The sequence below is a fragment of the Virgibacillus sp. NKC19-16 genome (assembly GCF_021560035.1).
GTDB lineage: Bacteria > Bacillota > Bacilli > Bacillales > Amphibacillaceae > Virgibacillus_L > Virgibacillus_L salidurans.
In genome coordinates, this window is sequence record NZ_CP074373.1 from 2,278,560 (window position 1) to 2,297,432 (window position 18,873).

The window sequence follows — 18,873 nt, forward strand, 5'->3', positions numbered from 1 at the left end:
CTCCCTAAATAAAGCAGTTACTCTTTATATCGGCATCACATTTATTTTGTTGAGTTTCTTTTTTCAATTCGATGAGGTAAAACGACTTTTTTGTCGGTAACTTCCTCTTTATTCATATATTTTGTTAATAACCGCATCGCTACTGCTCCGATATCATACATTGGTTGAACGATTGTAGATAACGTCGGGCGCACCATCGAGGCTAATCTTGTATTATCGAATCCAACTACTTCAAGATCTTCCGGTACGTTGTATCCCTTGTCTTGTGCTCCGTGAATAACACCTAATGCCATTTCATCAGATGCCACGAATATGGCAGTTGGCTTTTCTTGTAAGCTTAAAAGAACTTGCGCCGCTTCTATTCCGGAATCATAGGTGTATTCACCTTTAATAATCAGATTTTCATTAATAGAGACAGGTGACTCTTCCAACGCACGCATATAGCCGTTATATTTTTGCTGATTAATTTGTGTGTCGGCTTGTCCGGAAATAAACGCCGGATGCTCATTTCCATTATCAATCAGGAATTTTGTTGCCTCATATGCTGCCTCTTGATAATCAATGTTTACCGACGGAATGACTTCACTTTTATCGTATGTGGCTGCTAATACCACAGGTACGGAAGAGCTTTGGAATTGTTGCACATGTTCTTCGGTTATATTTCCTCCCATGAACAAAATCCCATCAACTTGTTTTTCCAGCATCGTATTGATTAGTTGTAATTCCTTATCTTTGTTTTGATCCGAATTACTCAATATCATATTGTATTTGTACATTGTAGCAATATCTTCTATTCCTCTTGCTAATTCAGCAAAAAAGATACTGGATATATCAGGGATAATCGCACCCACTGTCGTCGTTTTCTTGCTTGCCAGCCCTCTTGCTACAGCATTTGGACGATATCCTAATTCTTCTATTGTATTTAACACTTTCTTGCGTGTTGTGGGTTTTACGTTCGGGTTCCCATTAACCACTCGTGAGACTGTCGCCATCGATACATTTGCTTCCCTTGCTACATCATATATTGTTATTGTCATTTTATTTTTCCTCCTAAAATAATAATTGCCTAAAATTAACGCCTCTATTTCCTATATGATACGCTATCAAGGCAAAAATTACAAAAAATTTAAGGCTGGTACATCCTAGGATGACCAGCCTTATAGTGTGTATTCAAAAAGGAGGATAAAAAGAACCGAGAAGTTCGAGGCGGCGTAGTTTCGAGCAGACAATCTTGCACGCAGGAAAAGTGTTTTCCTTTTCCAAGGAGCGGAGAAACAAGCCAACGAGCCTCTCGCGTGTTGTGATGACTTCTACGTTGCCCACAGGACGTGGGCGATTTTAGCAGAAGGTCCTCTACGATGTGCCATTTTTACCGGACTTTTTGAATATCCTTTAATCACTATTTTAAACGTTGCTGCATGCTATTTAACTCATCGATGAACGTATTGAACGTTGGAATATCCATTTGCTGTGCAGAATCTGAAAGGGCGACTGCTGGATCTGGATGAACCTCAGCCATGATTCCGTCAGCTCCAATTGCCAAAGCGGCTTTGGCAGTAGGAAGTAACAAATCCCTTCTTCCTGTTGAGTGTGTTACATCAACCATCACCGGCAAATGTGTTTCCTGTTTTAAGACAGGTACAGCAGAAATATCTAATGTATTTCTGGTCGCTTTCTCATATGTTCGAATACCACGTTCACATAAAATTATATTTTTATTTCCACGGGATATAATATACTCTGCAGCATTGATGAATTCAGATATAGTAGCTGATAGTCCCCGTTTCAGTAATACTGGTTTGTCTACATCTCCCGCAGCTTTCAGCAATTCAAAGTTTTGCATATTACGTGCACCAATTTGGATAACATCAACATAATCAAGTGCCTTCTCAATATGTGCAGGGTTTATAATTTCACTAACAACAGCCAAATCATGCTCATCTGCAGCACGTTTTAACATTTGCAGTCCTTCAACCCCCAACCCCTGGAAGTCATATGGGGATGTTCTCGGTTTAAATGCCCCGCCGCGTAATAGTTTAATCCCTTTATTACTTACAGCTTCAGCAACACTTGATACTTGCTCGTATCCTTCAACAGAACATGGTCCCATAACAAATTGCGTACTGCCATTTCCAATTTGAACACCTTTTACGTCGACGACTGTGTCTTCTGGCTTCTTCTTCCTGGAGACAAGCAATGCCTTTCGATGATCATCCATTTGCAACTCTAGACTTGCTTTAAAAATCTCCTTAAAAATATGTTCGATTGTGGAGTTTTCAAATGGGCCATCATTATGTGTTGTGATTTGATTTAACATCGTTCTTTCCCGTACCGGATCAAATCGATTCATGCTTTGTTTACTTTTCACCTGGCCAATGTCCTGCACAATCTTTGCACGGCGATTGATTAATTCCAGTATTTCCAGATTTACATCATCCAATTGTCCTCTTAACAGATCCATTTCATTTTGGCTCATTTGCCATACCCCCTGTTTCTATTTTTTTAATAATAGACACTATTATATAGAAAAATTGCTTGATTGTCATTAGAAATTTTAAAATTTGTCGATTTAATTAAAAAACATTAATTAAAAAACAGGCTACCGTGTCGTACACCGCAGCCTGTCCTATTTTTTATTTTTTACTTTCTTCTAAATCTTTAGCCGCCTCGTCCATTGCGTCTGCAACATCTTCAGCAGCTTTTAAAGCTTCGTCTTCTTTATTACGCTTTTCTTGTAGCTTTCCTTGTACTGATTGTGTTAAATTTTTTGTTTTTTTAGAGGCATTTTTTGATAGTTCTGACGTTGTATCCATTGCCTTTCTTTTTAAGTCAGAACCAGTTGTGTATGCTTTATCTTTCCAGTCTGCACCTTTTTCCTGTGCGATATCTTTAATGTCATAAGCACGATCCTTCACTTGATGAGTTACTTGATGTGCCCCTTGGTTAATATCTCCTCTTAATTCTTTGCCAGATTTCGGTGCAAAAACTAAGGCTACAGCCGCACCTACGACACCACCTATCAATGTACCAATCATAAAGTCCTTGCTATTGATGTTGTTGTTATTGTTGTTGCTGTTATTATTGTTCTCTCCCATTTCAAATTCCTCCTCTTAGATTTAAAATTTATTTCTTTTTCTTATTCCATAAATCCATGATAGCGGATCCCCACTTAACTGCTTGGGAAACTTTCTCCTGGTCTTGCGCGGAAGTACGCGATATGCTGTTCGAGAGTTGTTTTAATGAAGCATTAAAGTCTTTAAGTGTCTCTCCAACACCCTTCGCACCATCGAAAAGTCCATTTAATTTCGTGGATTTTTCATTGACATCATCCGCTAATTTATTCGTTTTATTTAATAGTTCCGTCGTTTCAGTGGTAACGCCCTCCATCTGCTTCTGGAGACCCTCTAATGTACTTGAGACATCATTAAGTGTGCTTTTTGTTGCTTTTAGGGTAATTGCTAAGTATATAACTAGTACCACAAAAGCTACTGCAGCAATCAATGCGGCAATATATAGCATTATTTCCATTTTCAATTATCACTCCTTGTATTATCGTATTTTAAAATTAGTGCAAAAGGGCCTATCATAAAAAGCAAACTATATAAAGCATAACATAGATGCTTGTACTAATAATACCCGTTATGTACTAGCATAAACATATATAAGTAGATATATAATTCCCAATGTATAAATATTCGACAAAAAATCATGAATTCCTTTATTTTTTTAAAAAAAGTTAAACAGCGCTTCATAAAGAAAATCATGAAAGCGCTTTGCTTCATAGGCAGACAGGAAAGGATAAAACTCCCCTATCTGCACCACGCTCAGGTTTACTCTATTTATTGATCTTGATATTTTCTTCATAGGCTTTCTGGAATTTCTGAATATCACCAGCACCCATAAAAATTAATACACTGTCCCTATATTCTTGCAATATATCCGTATTGGACAGCTCTAATGTCGTACTATCAGGAATTAATTTTTGCAAATCATTGATAGTCATGTTCCCGGAATCCTCTCTGGCAGAAGCAAAAATATCACACAGAAACACCTCGTCAGCAAGATTTAGACTATCAGCAAATTCCTGCAAGAATGTTTTAGTCCTAGTAAATGTATGTGGTTGAAAAATAGCAACAACCTGTTTATCCGGATATTTCTTTCGCGCTGAGTCAATCGTTGCCGTAATTTCCTTTGGATGATGCGCATAATCATCAACTAAAATTTGGCTCCCAACTTTTTTCTCCGTAAATCTGCGTTTTACCCCTTGAAATGTGCTGAGATTTTTTATATCTTCCGCTTTAATTCCTTCATAATGGCAAATAGCTATCGTTGCCAAGGCATTTAGAACATTATGGTCTCCATACATCGGGATCGTAAAAGTATTGTAGTACGTGTTTCTAACAAACACGTCAAATTCCGTACCCTCATCTGTTTCTACTACATTTTGTGCTTGGAAATCATTGGTATCTGCAAATCCATAATAAACAACAGGCACTTTAGCTTGTATTTGCTGCAGTTGTTCATCATCACCACATGCAATAATACCTTTCTTTACACGATCTGCCATGGATTGAAATGCATTGAACACATCATCAATACTTGTAAAATAATCCGGATGGTCAAAATCAATATTGGTCATGATCGCATAATCCGGTTCATAACTCAAGAAATGGCGACGGTATTCACATGCTTCAAATACAAAATATTCACTGTCCACATGTCCATTACCCGTCCCATCACCGATTAGATAAGATATCGGGAACGTATCATTTAACACATGTGCCAGTAAACCTGTTGTAGATGTTTTCCCATGTGCCCCCGTAATCGCGATACTTGTATATTGCTTCAGCCACTCTCCGAGAAATTCATGGTACCTGTAAAAGGTTAACCCTCGTCTTTTAGCTTCTTTAATTTCAATATGATCATCTGAAAATGCATTGCCTGCAATAACCGTATAATTATCTTTGATGTTTGTTTCTGAAAAAGGAAAAATGGGAATGTTTTTTTCTTCCAATGCATCTTGTGTGAAAAAACGTTTCTCAATATCAGAGCCCAGCACTTTTTCTCCGGAATCATGGAGTATTTGTGCCAGTGCGCTCATTCCAGTTCCCTTAATACCAATAAAATGGTAAGTTGTCATAAAAAGAACCTCCAAAATTCGCTTGAAAGGATGAATTCCAAAGTTTCATGCTTTCATAATTAAAATCTGTAACCATTTAACCATTATAGCAAAATTACATGCATAATAAAATATTATGTTCTTATCTAGGATTCTGCGAAATATTCAACTTCTTTCAACCTTGGATTTGGACGATACCTTCGCCCTTCTTTTGCCGAATGTGTACCATTAAGTAAAACATTATCACCCGTGAATCCAATGTTAATACGCAGTAAACTTCTCCCCACACCATACATATCTACAGGTACATCCATTTTTTCATAATACGTAATGCGATCCTCAGTAAACCCACCACTCACCATAATTTTAACATGAGAATAACCTTCATTATTCAAGGCCTTTCTAAGTGCAAAAATAAGTTCCGGATTCACACCTCTTGGATCAAATGTACCCATTAAATGATGGTTTCTCAGAAAATATTTATCAACAAGGTTTCCTGACGTATCCAGTCTTACAGATTTTAACTCTTTTCCAAATTCCCGAGCCACTTTTAATGAATCTGTGATAACATCATTATTATAATCTACAAGTGCTGCAATATCATCCTCAGGATACATCTCATGATAGGCTTTCGTTGCCGCTACAATGTCCCCGCGGAACATTTGAATAAGCGCATGCGGCATTGTTCCCATACCTTCTTTACCCCACCATTCATTCATCGCATGTGTTGCTTGGGCCGTGGAGCCGCCGATAAAAGCTGCATACCCGTCCCCTGCCTGTTGTGTATAATGATCATCGCGGTCACCCATGAAAATAACCGGTTTTTGTTCACCGGAAGTTCGAGCTGCTTTTACGACATTGTATACATTTGTCGCTACCGATGTTCTTCTTCCCAATATTCCATCAATAATTCCTTCCAGAAACCCAAACTGCTGATAAGCACCGGATATCGTTAATACAGATTCATAAGGACTGATCTTATCTCCATCTTTTAGTGAATGTATATCAAGTGTTTCCGGGGTATCTGCAAATGTATGCAGTAGGGCAATTGCCTCATCTGTTCCGCATAATACCGCATCGGATTTCTGAAAAAATTGCATCGTTACATGATTGGAGCCTAATTTTTTTTCAACAATTTCTTTTGTTTTAAGAAAATAAACAGCTGAGAACCAGCCTTCTTTTATGCGTTCATCAAATTTAAACGTTTTATTTGTTAAACGTTCTATTTTTCCTGTAAGCTTTTGTTCGATTTCTTTCATAGTTAGTTTCTCCCTTTAATTATGTGTTCAAAAAGGAGGTAAAAAGGACCGGCCGGCTATAGTCGCGACGTCCTGGGACTGCGTGTAAATGCTCGCCCCTCCGAGGACATTTATCGCAACGCCGGCACTAGCACGTCCTGCGCGTCGAATGTTCGAGGCGGCGTAGCTCCCGAGTACCGGACTTTTTGAACATCCTTTTAATATTCTTTTCCCTATCATATATAAAAACCAGGGATCAAACAAGATTTTTACATCTCTTCAATCTGTGTTTTGGTTACCAGAACTTCCCTTGGCTTGCTCCCATTTTGACCGGAGATGATTCCCTTATCTTCCAATGAATCAATAAGTCGTGCAGCACGGTTATATCCAATTTTAAAGTGCCGTTGCAGAAGGGATGTACTTGCATTATTTTGTTCTAAAACAAATGCTATTGCTTCCTGTAATAGGCTATCTTCTTCTTTATCCATGGTGACTTGCTCAAGTAATTGTTCCTGTTCAAATAAATACTGTGGTTCTGCAATTGTTCTTGCGTGATTGGTTACGCGCTCTATTTCATCATCGGATACAAACGGACCTTGTAAACGAACACTTTTTCCTGCGCCATTTTCAACAAACAGCATATCCCCTTTTCCTAAAAGCTTCTCAGCTCCACTTGTATCAATTATTGTTCGTGAATCTACCTGTGATGATACACTAAAGGCTATTCTTGTAGGGATATTTGCTTTAATCAGGCCTGTAATCACATCAACGGAAGGACGTTGTGTTGCAACAAGCAAATGAATGCCACAAGCACGCGCCTTTTGTGCGATTCGGCTTATTGCATCCTCAACATCCTGTGGAGCCACCATCATTAAATCTGCTAATTCATCGATAACAATAACGATAAAGGGCATTTTTTCATCTGTACGCCTTTGACTTGTGACTTGTTGATTATATCGTTCAATATCCCTTACGCCTTCCTGAACGAATTTTTCGTAGCGGTCTTCCATTTCTTTAACAGCCCATTTTAGTGCGGCTGTAGCAGCTTTAACATCCGTGATAACAGGCGATACCAAATGTGGAATACCGTTATAAGGAGCTAGCTCCACCATTTTGGGATCGATTAGTAAAAACTTAACGTCCTCATAATTTGCTTTATACAACAGGCTGATGAGAATCGTATTGATACACACACTTTTTCCGGATCCAGTTGCTCCTGCAATTAATCCATGTGGCATCTTTTGAATATCCGTAATTAATGGTGATCCCTCAATACTTAATCCTAAAGCAATGCTTAAAGGTGATTTACTTTCTTTAAATTGTTCTGCTTCAAATATCCCCTGCAGGCCAACCATTTGCGCCTTTGGATTTGGGACCTCTATCCCAATTGTATTTTTACCTGGTATAGGAGCTTCAATCCGAATATCTTTAGCAGCCATATTTAGTTTTAGATCATCACTCAAATTTTTTACTTTACTGACCTTCACACCTAATTCAGGCTGCACCTCAAATCGTGTAACAGATGGGCCTTGTGTCGCTTTAACGACGCTTGCCCGTACATTAAAATGTTTCAACGTTTGTTCCAGTAGTTGCTGTTGATTCTGCACCCATTTATGATCTTCATTGCTTTTTTGCTGCGGATCATCCAACAGATAATATGGTATTCTCTTTTGGCGCTTCTCTTGCTGCAGAATAGGTGTATTTGCTGCTTTTTCTTTTTCCAATCTATTCTTTTTATCTCTAGGTGTCATGATGACATTAAAAGGGGTTTTGCCTGCGTTCCCTTTATTTTGTTGTGGCTTTTTACTTTGTTTCCGCCTAAAAGAAGTAGAAGTAGATTTTCTCTGTTCAAATGGCTCCGTCTTTTTGGGTTCTTCCCTTTCGCTTAAATCTGGGTCAGGTTCTAGTACTTCCTGATTTTGCTGCTGGATTTCTACTTCTTCCTTTGTACTGACCAGTTCATTATGCGGTATTTCCACTTCTTCCTTTGTACCGGCAACTTCACTGCGCGTACTATCCACATCACTATGTACTATTTCGCTGGTAGCAGCCGCCTGTTCCCAGCCTTTATCTACTTCACTTGGCTGATCTTGATCTTGTGTTTCGATTACCTGTGGCGCCATTTGTTCATCTGTTTTCTGTTCTTTTCGTTTAAATGCTGGTATATTTTCGATATTTTTGGCGTTATTCTTTTTCTGATATCCATAAACTGGTGAAGGGACCTCTGTTGGCTGAAAAGGTACGTCTTCATCCTTTTTATATACTTTATTTTCTTGCTTATTTTTTGGTTGCTGGTTTTGCTCTTTTTCCCGTTCTCTATCAGTATTTTTCTTTCTTTGAAAGGCGGGGGTTTCATATGTTTTTTCTGCTTTGTCTTCCCGATCCGGGATTACAGGGAACTTGAATGCCTTCCTGTCTGGATACTGATACATCATTTTAGCCTGCAGGTCCTGTTGTTTTGGTCTAGGTCTGGGGTTTTCTTCCTGTTGTTCATATTCTACTTCACGGGTAAAAAAATTCTTTATTTTCTCCCACATATGTCTTCACTCATTTCTTTCGATCATTGCTTCTATTTTAACAGGTATCAGCAAAATTGGTAGTTGTTTTTTGGAGTAAAAGAAAAACAACCCGCTTATAAAAGACTTAGGTTGTTTTTTTCTGCTTATACATCAAACGCTTCTCCGACTGTATAAGAATTCTCAAGAACATAGATACCTTTTTCCTTTGAATCATTAGGTAATCCTAATTCCTCCCTGGAACATATCATACCATTCGAGGCGACTCCTCTTAATTCTGTCGGTTTAATTTTTAATCCACTCGGCATTATCGCCCCAACTTTTGCGACAACCACCTTTTGGTCTTTGTCAACGTTTGGGGCACCACATACAATTTGCAGTTGTTCTGGGCCTCCCACCTCGACTTGACACACACTTAGCTTATCAGCATTCTCATGTCCTGCTTTGTCAGTTACATAACCTACGACAAATTTGGGACTTAAATCAAAATCAAGGTTATCGTTCAGACTATTTTTCGTAAATAAATCCTTGATTTGAGTCAGCAACCTTTTTGTCAGTGTTATTTTTCCTTCCTCATTTAACTCAAGGTGATTGGATGCTTCGAAAATATTATACCCAAGAATTTCATGATGGCTATTGGTTATTTTGGTAATAGGTCCTGTTGTTTCATGTGTTATGTCGTACCTGTCACCATCTTTCAGTGGTATAATCAATACATCACCAATACCCTTTGGATTATAGAAAACAAACATATCGATCACTCTTTTCTACTTTTTTTCGGACGATTTTTTGCAAGAATAAAAATCGGCGTTAACTGTCTATCCTCATAAATAAATGCAAGAGAGGTGATAGGAATTCGCCCTTCTGCGAAAAACTTCATTGTCATCTGTGCTAATATATCATACCCTGTTTTGTTTTCAATGTCAGCTAGTATGAGTACATCCTGATGAGGGACAGCTACAGCTAATTCACCTTTCGCGTTTGCTTTCATTTCCTCCAGAAACGCCTCATTAAGAATACGGCTTGCGTCATATCCATCTTGTTTGGCTACAAAATAAAAATCATTTTCCGCAACACGGTCTTTTTTATAATCAATAGATAATGAACGCAAGTTAAATGTAGCAATCTCGTCAATCCTGTTTAAACTCCAACCTTCATTTTCCAATAATTTTTCATCTATGAGTTGGTAGGACTTCCCTAAATCAAGCGCATAATAGACACGTGTTTCCGCTGTATGATCTTTGGATACTAGATTGATTCCGGATTTTGTCTCTGTTGGAAAGGATGTAGCTCTAATAACCGGGAAAATACTTTTTTCCCTTCCCGTTAATTGCAAATCCTGGTTCATAATTCGAAGCGCTTCTGTTATATGTTCCACCAGTTCATCAATGGCACTTTCCCCGCGTTCATTATATTTTGATATAACATTAGGCAGCGTAATCGTCATCCCTTGCTTTGATTCCTTCCATTCGATGCGAAATGTGTCCTTCTCTCTATTATAGGATGTCCGGTAGTCCTCATTAGAAAGTCTATCTTCCAGAATCTTTTTCAGTTTCATGCTAGTCATCTTCATTTCCTGGCCCTCCTTGCATTGTTCAGTTGGCAAGTCCTTGAATAAACTGTTCAATTTCTTCCCTTGTTTTTCGCTCCTTACTGACAAACCTTCCTGCTTCCTGTCCATTTCGGAATGCCAGAAAGCTTGGAATACCGAATATATCATATTCCTGACACAGCTCAATAAACTGATCCCGATTAACTTCTACAAACGTATATTCCAGAAATTCCGCTTCGATCGCAGGTAATTCCGGTTCAATTACACGACAATCCGGGCACCAACCTGCCGTGAAAATCATAATTACATTTTCGTTATTTTTAAGGTCATTAAATTGTTCAACAGTCTCAAGTGTTTTCATATCATATCATCTCCTTACCTTATCATAGCGCTGTTTTCATTTGAGTTCAATTATCAGGGATTATGATCAGGGAAGCAAGAAAAATATCGTCTAATACCGAAAAATAGGTTTTCATAATAATTCCATTTCTTTGCAGGTTTTGCTGTAATTGTTTACAATGAACAGTAGAAACTTAAAAATTCTGGAGGGATTGTCATGGAATTAAAGGTATATTTAGCTGGTCAGATTCATGATGACTGGCGCGGTCAACTACAACAAAAGGCAAAAGAAAAAAATCTCCCATTATCATTTGTAGCGCCACAAACCAATCATGATCGCTCAGACGATGTTGGGGATGCTATTCTAGGAAAGCAACCTGGTAATGTATATCGGGATGACGCGGCTTCAAGCATCAATAATTTTAGAACCCAAGTTTTAATGCAAAAATCGGATGTTGTCATTGCATTATTTGGTGAACAATACAAGCAATGGAATACCGCGATGGATGCTAGTGCGGCAATCACCATGAATAAACCAACGATTCTCATACGACCAGAATCTTTAATTCATCCGTTAAAAGAACTTTCGAACAAGGCGAATGTAACCGTTGAAACAGTGGATCAGGCCTTGTACGTATTAAATTATGTATTTGAATAGATAGTAGCAGCGAATGAGCTTCGCTGCTATTATTATGTCCAATATTCCCACTGTCCTCGCAACAATTTTACAACATGGGCAAACATTTCTTGTCTGGAAATAAACTCACCTGTAAAAATCCCGATAGCGCCTTCCTTCTTTCGTACCCCTTCTTTCTTCGCATATCGATCCATCACATCGCCCAGTTCCACTCCCTTCTTCAACGGTTCAGTAAATTCCTGTGGCAAAATAATTCTTGCTCCACTGGCTGTATAGACTTCCCCATCTTGCGTAACCAATGCCCCCCAATTACATAAATACAATTGATTATCCACATACATTACACCACCTTCCAGTCCAATGCCTATGGTATCTTCTGAATTGGAATTCGAGCATTGTAATGCCCGGTTAATCGCTCCTTTTCTCGTTTCTTCATCAGAAAATGGCTGCGAGGATACATTTGATGGTACATTTTTAGAAGTGACCGTATGTAACGGAAAAACTTCCTGTACTGCTTTTATTTTTGTAGGGTTTGTTGAGCCGATAATTATATTCATCTAGAAAACTCCTTGATGTTAAGTACATTGGGTAATGTGCTTGTTGTGACATAATAGTTGTTTGATTTTATCCATCGTCCCTTTTTATTGTAATAGAAACAACTTTAATATCACTCAAAACTTAAAATACAAAAAACAGCTGCCACCATCTGATAGCAGCTATTCCCCTATTAACTCGATTTCCGAATTTGATCCACTGTATTCTGATCTGTTTCTTTTACAAGCTTCACAATTAGCTCCTTTGCCGCCGCATAGTCATCCACATGTATGATCGATGCAGAGGTGTGAATATAACGGGAACAAATACCAACAACAGCTGAAGGAACACCATCGCCTGAGGTATGAACACGTCCCGCGTCTGTTCCACCTTGTGAAATGAAATACTGGTACGGTATATTATTTGATTCTGCTGTATCAAGAACAAATTCTCGCATGCCGCGGTGGGTTATCATCGAACGGTCAAAGATGCGAAGCAGGGCACCTTTACCTAATTGTCCAAATGCTTCCTTATCACCGTCTGCATCATTTGCCGGTGATGCATCCATCGCATAGAAGATATCTGGCTTGATCATATTGGTTGCAACACTTGCCCCGCGCAGACCAACTTCTTCTTGCACCGTTGCTCCGGAAAATAATTGATTTGGCACAGTTTGGTTTTGCAATTCCTTTAATAATTCAATCGATAGTCCACAACCATAGCGGTTATCCCATGCTTTTGCCAGGATTTTTTTGCTATTGGCCATTGGCGTAAATGGAGTAATTGGCACGATAAATTGCCCGGGTTTTACACCGATTTTCTCCGCATCTTCCCTATCATCCGCTCCAATATCGATTAACATATTTTTTATTTCCATTGGTTTTTTGCGTTGTTCTTCTGTCAAATTATGTGGTGGAACAGATCCAATAACTCCTATGACCGGTCCATTATCCGTCATAATTTGCATTCGTTGTGCCAATAAAACCTGGTTCCACCACCCCCCAATGGCTGAAAGCGGATCATTCCGTTTTTTGTGATCTTTGTGATCATAAAACCAACTTCGTCCATATGTCCAGCTACCATAACTTTCGGCCCAGCGCCCTGTTTCACTCCAAATACGCCACCAAGATTGTCCTGTATAATCTCATCGGCGTACTTTTCTAATTCTTCCTTCATAAAGGATCTTACAAGGTGTTCATTTCCTGGTGCGCCTTGTAATTCTGTCAGATTTTTAAATAGATCAAGCGTATCTTGGTTCATCATTTTCCCTCCACCTGTATATGTACTATGTTCAGTATACGGATTGTAGCTATCTATTTCCAGCATTGGAGTATTTTAGATATATTATTTTATATTTTATCCAATTTCAGTTATACTGTACTGTGAAGTTTACATTATATATAGGCACTAAAAATAGTAGCAAGAGGTGAAGATAAAATGGGTGTAAAAAGAGTAGTTTTAGCTGCAGGGTTAGGCATAGCTGTAGGCTATCTAGCTAAACAGCAAGTGGATACGTATCAAAAAGTAACACCAGAAAAAGCACTAAAACAAGCAAAAGAATCATTTAAGAGAAAAGGCCCGATAAGCGGTTCGTGGATCTATATGAAGCCGGAAGAAATTGAAAAAAACGGCTTGCTCTATAACGCATACCGTGGTGGCGTAACCCGAAACGTAGACGGGGAAAATAAACAATATGAATTTTATGTTGATGTTGAGACTGGCGCTGTAGTCGCTTCTGTCCAGACTACATAACGCATTTAGAGGCCAGAGGTAAGAGATCGAATTAGTAGAAATCGGCGAGTTAGCTGATTTCCTTTACTCCTAAAAATAGCTGCTCAAATTGAGCAGCTATTTTTTTACGTATATTCGTAGCGTTCACGCTCCACTTCATTGATTTTTTCACCAGACTGATCAAACTTCAGGGCGCGATAGTACGCATCATGATAGAACGTGTACCAAGACTCGCGCTGATACCCGAAATCCATCCACTTTTCTTTTTCATGAACCGATGTAACAGGATAATCATCATAAGCTAGTGCCCATAATTTATTCTGATGGGCATGTGTTGGCATGATATCTGCCATATGGATAAAGCAATTGTCCCCCTCTTGAAAAACAAGAATAGCGTGTCCATCACTATGTCCACTCGTATGAATCATTTTTAAGCCATCTGTGATTGTAATCTCTTTATCAAACGTCTGAACCTGATCCACAATCGGTTCCCAATTCCGCTCCCAATAAGTACTCTTTGAACGAATATTAGGGTTTTTCATTTCATGCCATTCAACAGCTGTGGTATAAATGGTTGCATTTTTAAAGACAGGTGCATATGTATCCCCGACAGGTTTCGTTAGTCCACATGCATGATCGAAATGCAGATGTGTCATTAACACACTATCTATATCATCCACCTTGAGACCCATCTCTCGAAGTGACTTTTCAATAGAAGATTGTTCGAGAACACCGAAATTACGCAATTGCTTATCTGTTAATTTATCATTTCCTATTCCAGAATCAATCAGCATATTTTTCCCGTCTATCTGCAGTAAAATTGGATCTGTTCGTAGTTCAATCTGGTTTTTATCATTATACGGATATTTCTTACCCCACAATGCTTTTGGTACAACCCCGAACATTGCCCCGCCATCGAGAAAATTCACCCCTCCATTTAACCAGGTTAAACGCGCTCTACCAACTTGTAGTTTCTCCATCTGTCATCCTCCCTTTTCTATCTAAATTTTAAAGGACAATTCAAATTTATGCAAGCGTTGTCATTTTTCTTAAAAAGATCCTGCAAAAAAACAGGCCTTTTATGCAAACCGTGTGCGACACCGGTAAATCGGCTGTCCTTTAGCAGAAAACTTCTCTTCGTATTCTGTCATCACATTGAGTGGATCATCTAACTCATGCAAATCTAAATTAACTTCCTCTAATATCATGCCAAATTTGGAAAAACTGACTAATGAATATTCAAATAGTCCCTTATTGTCCGTTTTAAAAACAATCTCACCATTCGGAGATAAAATGGCATGATACAGATCCAGAAATGTATGGTAGGTCAATCTTCTCTTTTCATGCCTATTTTTAGGCCATGGATCAGAAAAGTTTAAATAAATGCCAGCAATTTCCTTATTTACAAATATTCCCCTAATATTAGCTGCATCTTCTTTTATTAATAATACATTATCAAGTTCTGATTCCAACACTTTTTGTCCTGCCGTTACAATGATGCTTTTTTCAATTTCGATTCCAATAAAGTTACAATTCGGAAACTGTCTTGCCATCCCTGTGATGAACTGTCCTTTCCCTGTTCCGATTTCAATATAAATCGGATTATTGTTTCCGAAAATGGATTGCCAATTTCCTTTATTCTCTGCTGGATTTGGAATGACAATATGGTCGTTAATTTTTAAAAAATCATCAGCCCATGGCTTGTGACGTTGACGCATAGCTTTACTTACACCTTTCTTATATTAATTGTATATAAATTTTATAAAGACGAAAACTAGTACTTGAGGTGATACGAATGGCTCTTACAGTAAACAACCAATTAATATTATTACAAGATATTTTAGATGAACAATCAACTGACGTCACAGGCAGTGTCTCTGAATATCAGCAAATCAAACGTTTAGTACGAAAGCTGACGGAAAATAACAGTATAACCGATGAGCAATTACTCAAATTACTACCAGAAATTTATAATTATGGAAACCAAGGAGAGATTGCAAAAAACTCACCCGAGCATATTACAACAAATCGGCATAACATCGAAAATTGGTTGAGTGCGATACAACAAACTACCTTAGAATAGATGTCCTAATGTGAGCATTATATTCTTGTATATTTTTCAGTCGCTCCATCACTTTATCCTGTTCGTCTCGTTCCCTGTGCCAGCTTAAATAATGGAGTGCATCCAGCAAAAGATACCAGTACATTCTCTCAATTAAATGTTTGTCCTTGTCTACTCCATAGTTTTTTAGCCAATCGTTCCAATCTTCTTGCGGTATATATGATTTCATCACCATTCCAAAGTCTGTAACAGGATCGGCGATAACAGCATTATCCCAGTCAATTAAAAATAAATTGCCTTCGTTTGTTAGAACTAAATTATTATGGTTTAAATCACCATGACAAACAACCTGCTTATGCTCTCTCGTTATTGGTAATAACCGTTCTAATAATGTTAAGGCTAAACGGATATCATTATACGTTGATAGTAGCCCAGTGGCATGCAAACGCTGCTGAATAGCGGCAAAACTATCATCTGATGTGACAGGTTTTTTACCTAAACGCATAAGCATATGCAACAATTCGGTGGAATGGTGAATTTTGTGTAAAATTCCAGCTACTTGAGGCTGTTGCATTTCTGCTGGTTTCAATTCTCGACCTTCCAGCCATTCCTGTGCCGTAATTACATCACCATTATCCATTCGTTTTGTCCAAACAAGCTTCGGAACAATTCCTTCTGCTGATAACACAGCCAGAAATGGAGATGAATTCCGCTTAAGAAATAATCGTTTATTATCTTTCTCTGCAACATAAGCATCCCCAGTTAATCCACCTGCTGGGGTAACCTTCCAACCCTTTCCTAATACTTTTTCAAACCAATCCACCATATATTCCCCACATCTTTCACAATTTAGCGTTCAATTATACATTTTATCGATATCACAAGAAAAATACAACTATACTTATGATCAAGCATGATTCTCACCTCTACCCACCGGAAATGGATGGAAGTCTTCACCCCATTCCGGCCGCTTGATGGAAGTTGTTCGGCAATGTTTTAAAAGAATTTCTGATACTTTTAACTGGCTGCTTTTCAAGGGGGAGGCGAGTTTGCGCTTTTGTTGAAACCACGATTCATACTCTGATTTCCCGATGATTTTTGTGCTGTAGTTTTCTGAATTGGAAACAATAGTATTCGCCCTTGATAATACCGTTTTCTGCACGGGAAAATCAATAGCCTCCATACGTAAAATGCTCCGCACAAGTTTCTCTGTTCGCTTTAAGGCGATTAGAGGGCTTAATATTTTTGATTGCTGACTGCCGGTTTCAAGCATCCATGCTCGTTCATCTGAAGCGATAATATATGCACCCTGGTTTTCCTCTACCAGTTTGATAATTTCAATCCCAATCGGACTGATTAAAAGGATTTCCCCATCAACAGGAGTATTTCTTATATTAAATATGGGATAATACATGATCAAGTAGGTATCCGGAAACCGCTGCAGAAAATATTTTAATGTAGGATCCCGGTAGTAAGATCTGTTCATAAATGATGTATCTGTAACAGTGGAAGTAGCCCATTTTAATTGAAAATTCATCAGATTGTCCAAGTAATATTGCTTCAATTCCGCTTCCGAATATGGCAGAATGTGTTCTTCCTTTTTCTCCTCTTCGCTTTCCACTTCCCTTTTCAAAAAACGCTTCAACCTGGAAAAACGCGATTGTTTCATTGTTTCTGACGACAGGTGCTCCTCCTCAGTCCCCTCTTCCGGATTACTCCATTCCTCATAAAGTTTTTTCCAATTATCCTGCTTTAGGCGAATATATTGGGTAGGGTAGCGATATACATCCCATCCATAGCGTGAAATATAATCCTGCAATTTGATCAACTGAGCCATTTTATTACCTCCTCAAGCCAAAGTTCTCAATTACTTCATATTTCACTGACCTTTCTGGATGAATTTGATACAAAACTACTTCTTCCACAGCCATTCTTTGCACGTTTGAAAATTTTGCTTTTATTTTTTCCATCGAAATGTTAGAAGGGAAATCTCCAGCCCATTTCTTAGCAAGTGTTATATGCGGACGGTAAGCTCGGTTTTCTTTGTCAAATCCTGCATTCTCCGCTTGAGATTCCACTTTTTGCTGCAAGAGAGCTAATGGCCCAGTTTTATTAACATCCACCCATATAACTCGAGGGTTCTTTGGGTTTCCAAAAGTCCCCAGTCCTCCAACATCTATGGAAAATGCTTGATTGTGTTCTATTATTTTTAGTTCCTCTTTTAATCGCTGTAGTTTACTATCGTCAACTGAACCTAAAAACTTTAGGGTAATGTGTAAATCCATGTAATGTGGCCACTGCTTATAAGATAATTCATTTTTAAGCTCAGCTTGCCATTTGGCAAAACACTCCTTAAATGACGCTTGTAATGGTATAGCAATGAAATAATGGGGATCTATTGCCACTTTAAAGCCCTCCATTTATTTTTTTAGTGAAATGCAATAATCTAGTTCATTCTCGGTCAATTCCCTGTACGTTCCTAATTTCAGTGTTTCATCTAGAACTAATTCACCCATGCTTATCCTTCTCAAATACGTCACTTTTTTGCCGACAGTTTCAAACATGCGCTTTACCTGATGATATTTTCCCTCAGTGACTGTTACTTCAACTTCAGAAATAGCATCACGCCTGCGAATGTTCAGTTTGGCAGGTTTTGCTTTGTAGCCATCATCCAGTAGCACACCAGCCGCAAACTTCTCTTTATCTTCATCGGTTACGTTTCCTTGAATACGCGCATAATAAGTTTTTTCAATGTCCTTTTTTGGTGAGGTTAATTGATGTGCAAGCTCCCCGTCATTCGTGATTAACAACAAACCCTCTGTATCCTTATCCAACCTGCCAACAGGAAAAGGCCTAAATCGGTGCATGTCCGTTGTTAAAAGGTCTATAACTGTCTTTTCTTTCCCGTCTACAGTTGCGGATATAACCCCTTTAGGTTTGTTCATCATGAGATAAACATACTTTTGATAATGTACGGCATTACCTCCGACTTTTATAATGTCTTTATAAGGATCAACGTGAACACTGTTATCTTTTACAACAGTATCATTAACCGTTACTAATTTTTTCTTCAGCAATGATTTAACATCTTTTCTACTGCCATGCCCTGTATTGGCTAATAACTTATCAAGACGCATTATAACAC

At 38.4% G+C, this 18,873-nt stretch carries 20 protein-coding genes and 1 pseudogene; 3 read left to right on the forward strand and 18 right to left on the reverse strand.

Annotated elements, in window-relative coordinates; genetic code table 11:
* Positions 1-41 precede the first annotated feature (41 nt).
* The 10 genes from ccpA to KFZ58_RS11810 form a co-directional block, all read right to left on the reverse strand.
* On the reverse strand, positions 42-1,037 hold the full coding sequence (ccpA, locus tag KFZ58_RS11765) for a catabolite control protein A (protein WP_235791499.1): 996 nt from the start codon (positions 1,035-1,037) through the stop codon (positions 42-44).
* 362 nt (positions 1,038-1,399) lie between these two features.
* Entirely contained in the window at positions 1,400-2,476 is a 1,077-nt protein-coding gene (locus tag KFZ58_RS11770; RefSeq protein ID WP_235791500.1) for a bifunctional 3-deoxy-7-phosphoheptulonate synthase/chorismate mutase, read from the reverse strand.
* A gap of 157 nt (positions 2,477-2,633) precedes the next feature.
* On the reverse strand, positions 2,634-3,095 hold the full coding sequence (locus tag KFZ58_RS11775; protein WP_235791501.1) for a YtxH domain-containing protein: 462 nt from the start codon (positions 3,093-3,095) through the stop codon (positions 2,634-2,636).
* Positions 3,096-3,123: 28 nt separating this feature from the next.
* Entirely contained in the window at positions 3,124-3,528 is a 405-nt protein-coding gene (locus tag KFZ58_RS11780; protein WP_235791502.1) for a DUF948 domain-containing protein, read from the reverse strand.
* A 307-nt stretch (positions 3,529-3,835) separates the two neighbouring features.
* Positions 3,836-5,140: a UDP-N-acetylmuramate--L-alanine ligase gene (gene murC / locus KFZ58_RS11785; protein WP_235791503.1), complete on the reverse strand. Its 1,305-nt coding sequence runs from the start codon at positions 5,138-5,140 to the stop codon at positions 3,836-3,838.
* A 125-nt stretch (positions 5,141-5,265) separates the two neighbouring features.
* A complete protein-coding gene (locus KFZ58_RS11790; RefSeq protein ID WP_235791504.1) occupies positions 5,266-6,378 on the reverse strand; it encodes a nicotinate phosphoribosyltransferase in 1,113 nt (370 codons plus the stop codon).
* A gap of 248 nt (positions 6,379-6,626) precedes the next feature.
* Positions 6,627-8,894, reverse strand: a complete 2,268-nt coding sequence (locus tag KFZ58_RS11795) for a DNA translocase FtsK (RefSeq protein ID WP_235791505.1) — start codon at positions 8,892-8,894, stop codon at positions 6,627-6,629.
* Positions 8,895-9,019: 125 nt separating this feature from the next.
* On the reverse strand, positions 9,020-9,625 hold the full coding sequence (ytpR, locus tag KFZ58_RS11800) for a YtpR family tRNA-binding protein (protein WP_235791506.1): 606 nt from the start codon (positions 9,623-9,625) through the stop codon (positions 9,020-9,022).
* A 5-nt stretch (positions 9,626-9,630) separates the two neighbouring features.
* Positions 9,631-10,446 carry a DUF1444 domain-containing protein gene (locus KFZ58_RS11805; RefSeq protein ID WP_235791507.1) on the reverse strand — a complete coding sequence of 272 codons (816 nt, stop codon included), beginning with the start codon at positions 10,444-10,446 and terminating at the stop codon, positions 9,631-9,633.
* Positions 10,447-10,468: 22 nt separating this feature from the next.
* The gene (locus tag KFZ58_RS11810) at positions 10,469-10,786 is read right to left on the reverse strand and encodes a thioredoxin family protein (RefSeq protein ID WP_235791508.1); all 318 of its coding nucleotides are present in this window, start codon (positions 10,784-10,786) and stop codon (positions 10,469-10,471) included.
* Positions 10,787-10,981: 195 nt separating this feature from the next.
* On the opposite strand from KFZ58_RS11810, the gene KFZ58_RS11815 reads away from it, so the two are divergent.
* Positions 10,982-11,422 carry a YtoQ family protein gene (locus KFZ58_RS11815; protein WP_235791509.1) on the forward strand — a complete coding sequence of 147 codons (441 nt, stop codon included), beginning with the start codon at positions 10,982-10,984 and terminating at the stop codon, positions 11,420-11,422.
* Positions 11,423-11,454: 32 nt separating this feature from the next.
* Here the strand turns inward: KFZ58_RS11815 and KFZ58_RS11820 are convergent, their stop codons facing one another.
* Positions 11,455-11,958, reverse strand: a complete 504-nt coding sequence (locus tag KFZ58_RS11820; protein WP_235791510.1) for a DUF84 family protein — start codon at positions 11,956-11,958, stop codon at positions 11,455-11,457.
* A 170-nt stretch (positions 11,959-12,128) separates the two neighbouring features.
* Positions 12,129-13,261 (reverse strand): annotated as a pseudogene (locus tag KFZ58_RS11825) (M42 family metallopeptidase).
* Between the two features lie 111 nt (positions 13,262-13,372).
* Here KFZ58_RS11825 and KFZ58_RS11830 point away from each other — a divergent pair.
* On the forward strand, positions 13,373-13,687 hold the full coding sequence (locus tag KFZ58_RS11830) for a PepSY domain-containing protein (RefSeq protein ID WP_235791511.1): 315 nt from the start codon (positions 13,373-13,375) through the stop codon (positions 13,685-13,687).
* Positions 13,688-13,791: 104 nt separating this feature from the next.
* Here KFZ58_RS11830 and KFZ58_RS11835 read toward each other — a convergent pair whose 3' ends face one another.
* Together KFZ58_RS11835 and trmB are read right to left on the reverse strand one after the other, a co-directional pair.
* On the reverse strand, positions 13,792-14,646 hold the full coding sequence (locus KFZ58_RS11835; protein ID WP_235791512.1) for a YtnP family quorum-quenching lactonase: 855 nt from the start codon (positions 14,644-14,646) through the stop codon (positions 13,792-13,794).
* Positions 14,647-14,745: 99 nt separating this feature from the next.
* The gene (gene trmB, locus KFZ58_RS11840; protein ID WP_235791513.1) at positions 14,746-15,384 is read right to left on the reverse strand and encodes a tRNA (guanosine(46)-N7)-methyltransferase TrmB; all 639 of its coding nucleotides are present in this window, start codon (positions 15,382-15,384) and stop codon (positions 14,746-14,748) included.
* Between the two features lie 77 nt (positions 15,385-15,461).
* On the opposite strand from trmB, the gene KFZ58_RS11845 reads away from it, so the two are divergent.
* Positions 15,462-15,749, forward strand: coding sequence for a YtzH-like family protein (locus KFZ58_RS11845; protein WP_235791514.1), 288 nt, complete (start codon positions 15,462-15,464; stop codon positions 15,747-15,749).
* On the opposite strand, the gene KFZ58_RS11850 is transcribed toward KFZ58_RS11845, so the two are convergent.
* The 4 genes from KFZ58_RS11850 to KFZ58_RS11865 form a co-directional block, all read right to left on the reverse strand.
* On the reverse strand, positions 15,736-16,554 hold the full coding sequence (locus KFZ58_RS11850; RefSeq protein ID WP_235791515.1) for a phosphotransferase family protein: 819 nt from the start codon (positions 16,552-16,554) through the stop codon (positions 15,736-15,738). The two genes, KFZ58_RS11845 and KFZ58_RS11850, sit on opposite strands and share 14 nt — an antisense overlap.
* Positions 16,555-16,635: 81 nt before the next feature.
* Positions 16,636-17,565 carry an NERD domain-containing protein gene (locus KFZ58_RS11855; RefSeq protein WP_235791516.1) on the reverse strand — a complete coding sequence of 310 codons (930 nt, stop codon included), beginning with the start codon at positions 17,563-17,565 and terminating at the stop codon, positions 16,636-16,638.
* Between the two features lie 4 nt (positions 17,566-17,569).
* On the reverse strand, positions 17,570-18,148 hold the full coding sequence (gene thpR, locus KFZ58_RS11860) for an RNA 2',3'-cyclic phosphodiesterase (protein WP_235791517.1): 579 nt from the start codon (positions 18,146-18,148) through the stop codon (positions 17,570-17,572).
* Positions 18,149-18,865: a pseudouridine synthase gene (locus tag KFZ58_RS11865; protein ID WP_235791518.1), complete on the reverse strand. Its 717-nt coding sequence runs from the start codon at positions 18,863-18,865 to the stop codon at positions 18,149-18,151.
* Positions 18,866-18,873 lie beyond the last annotated feature (8 nt).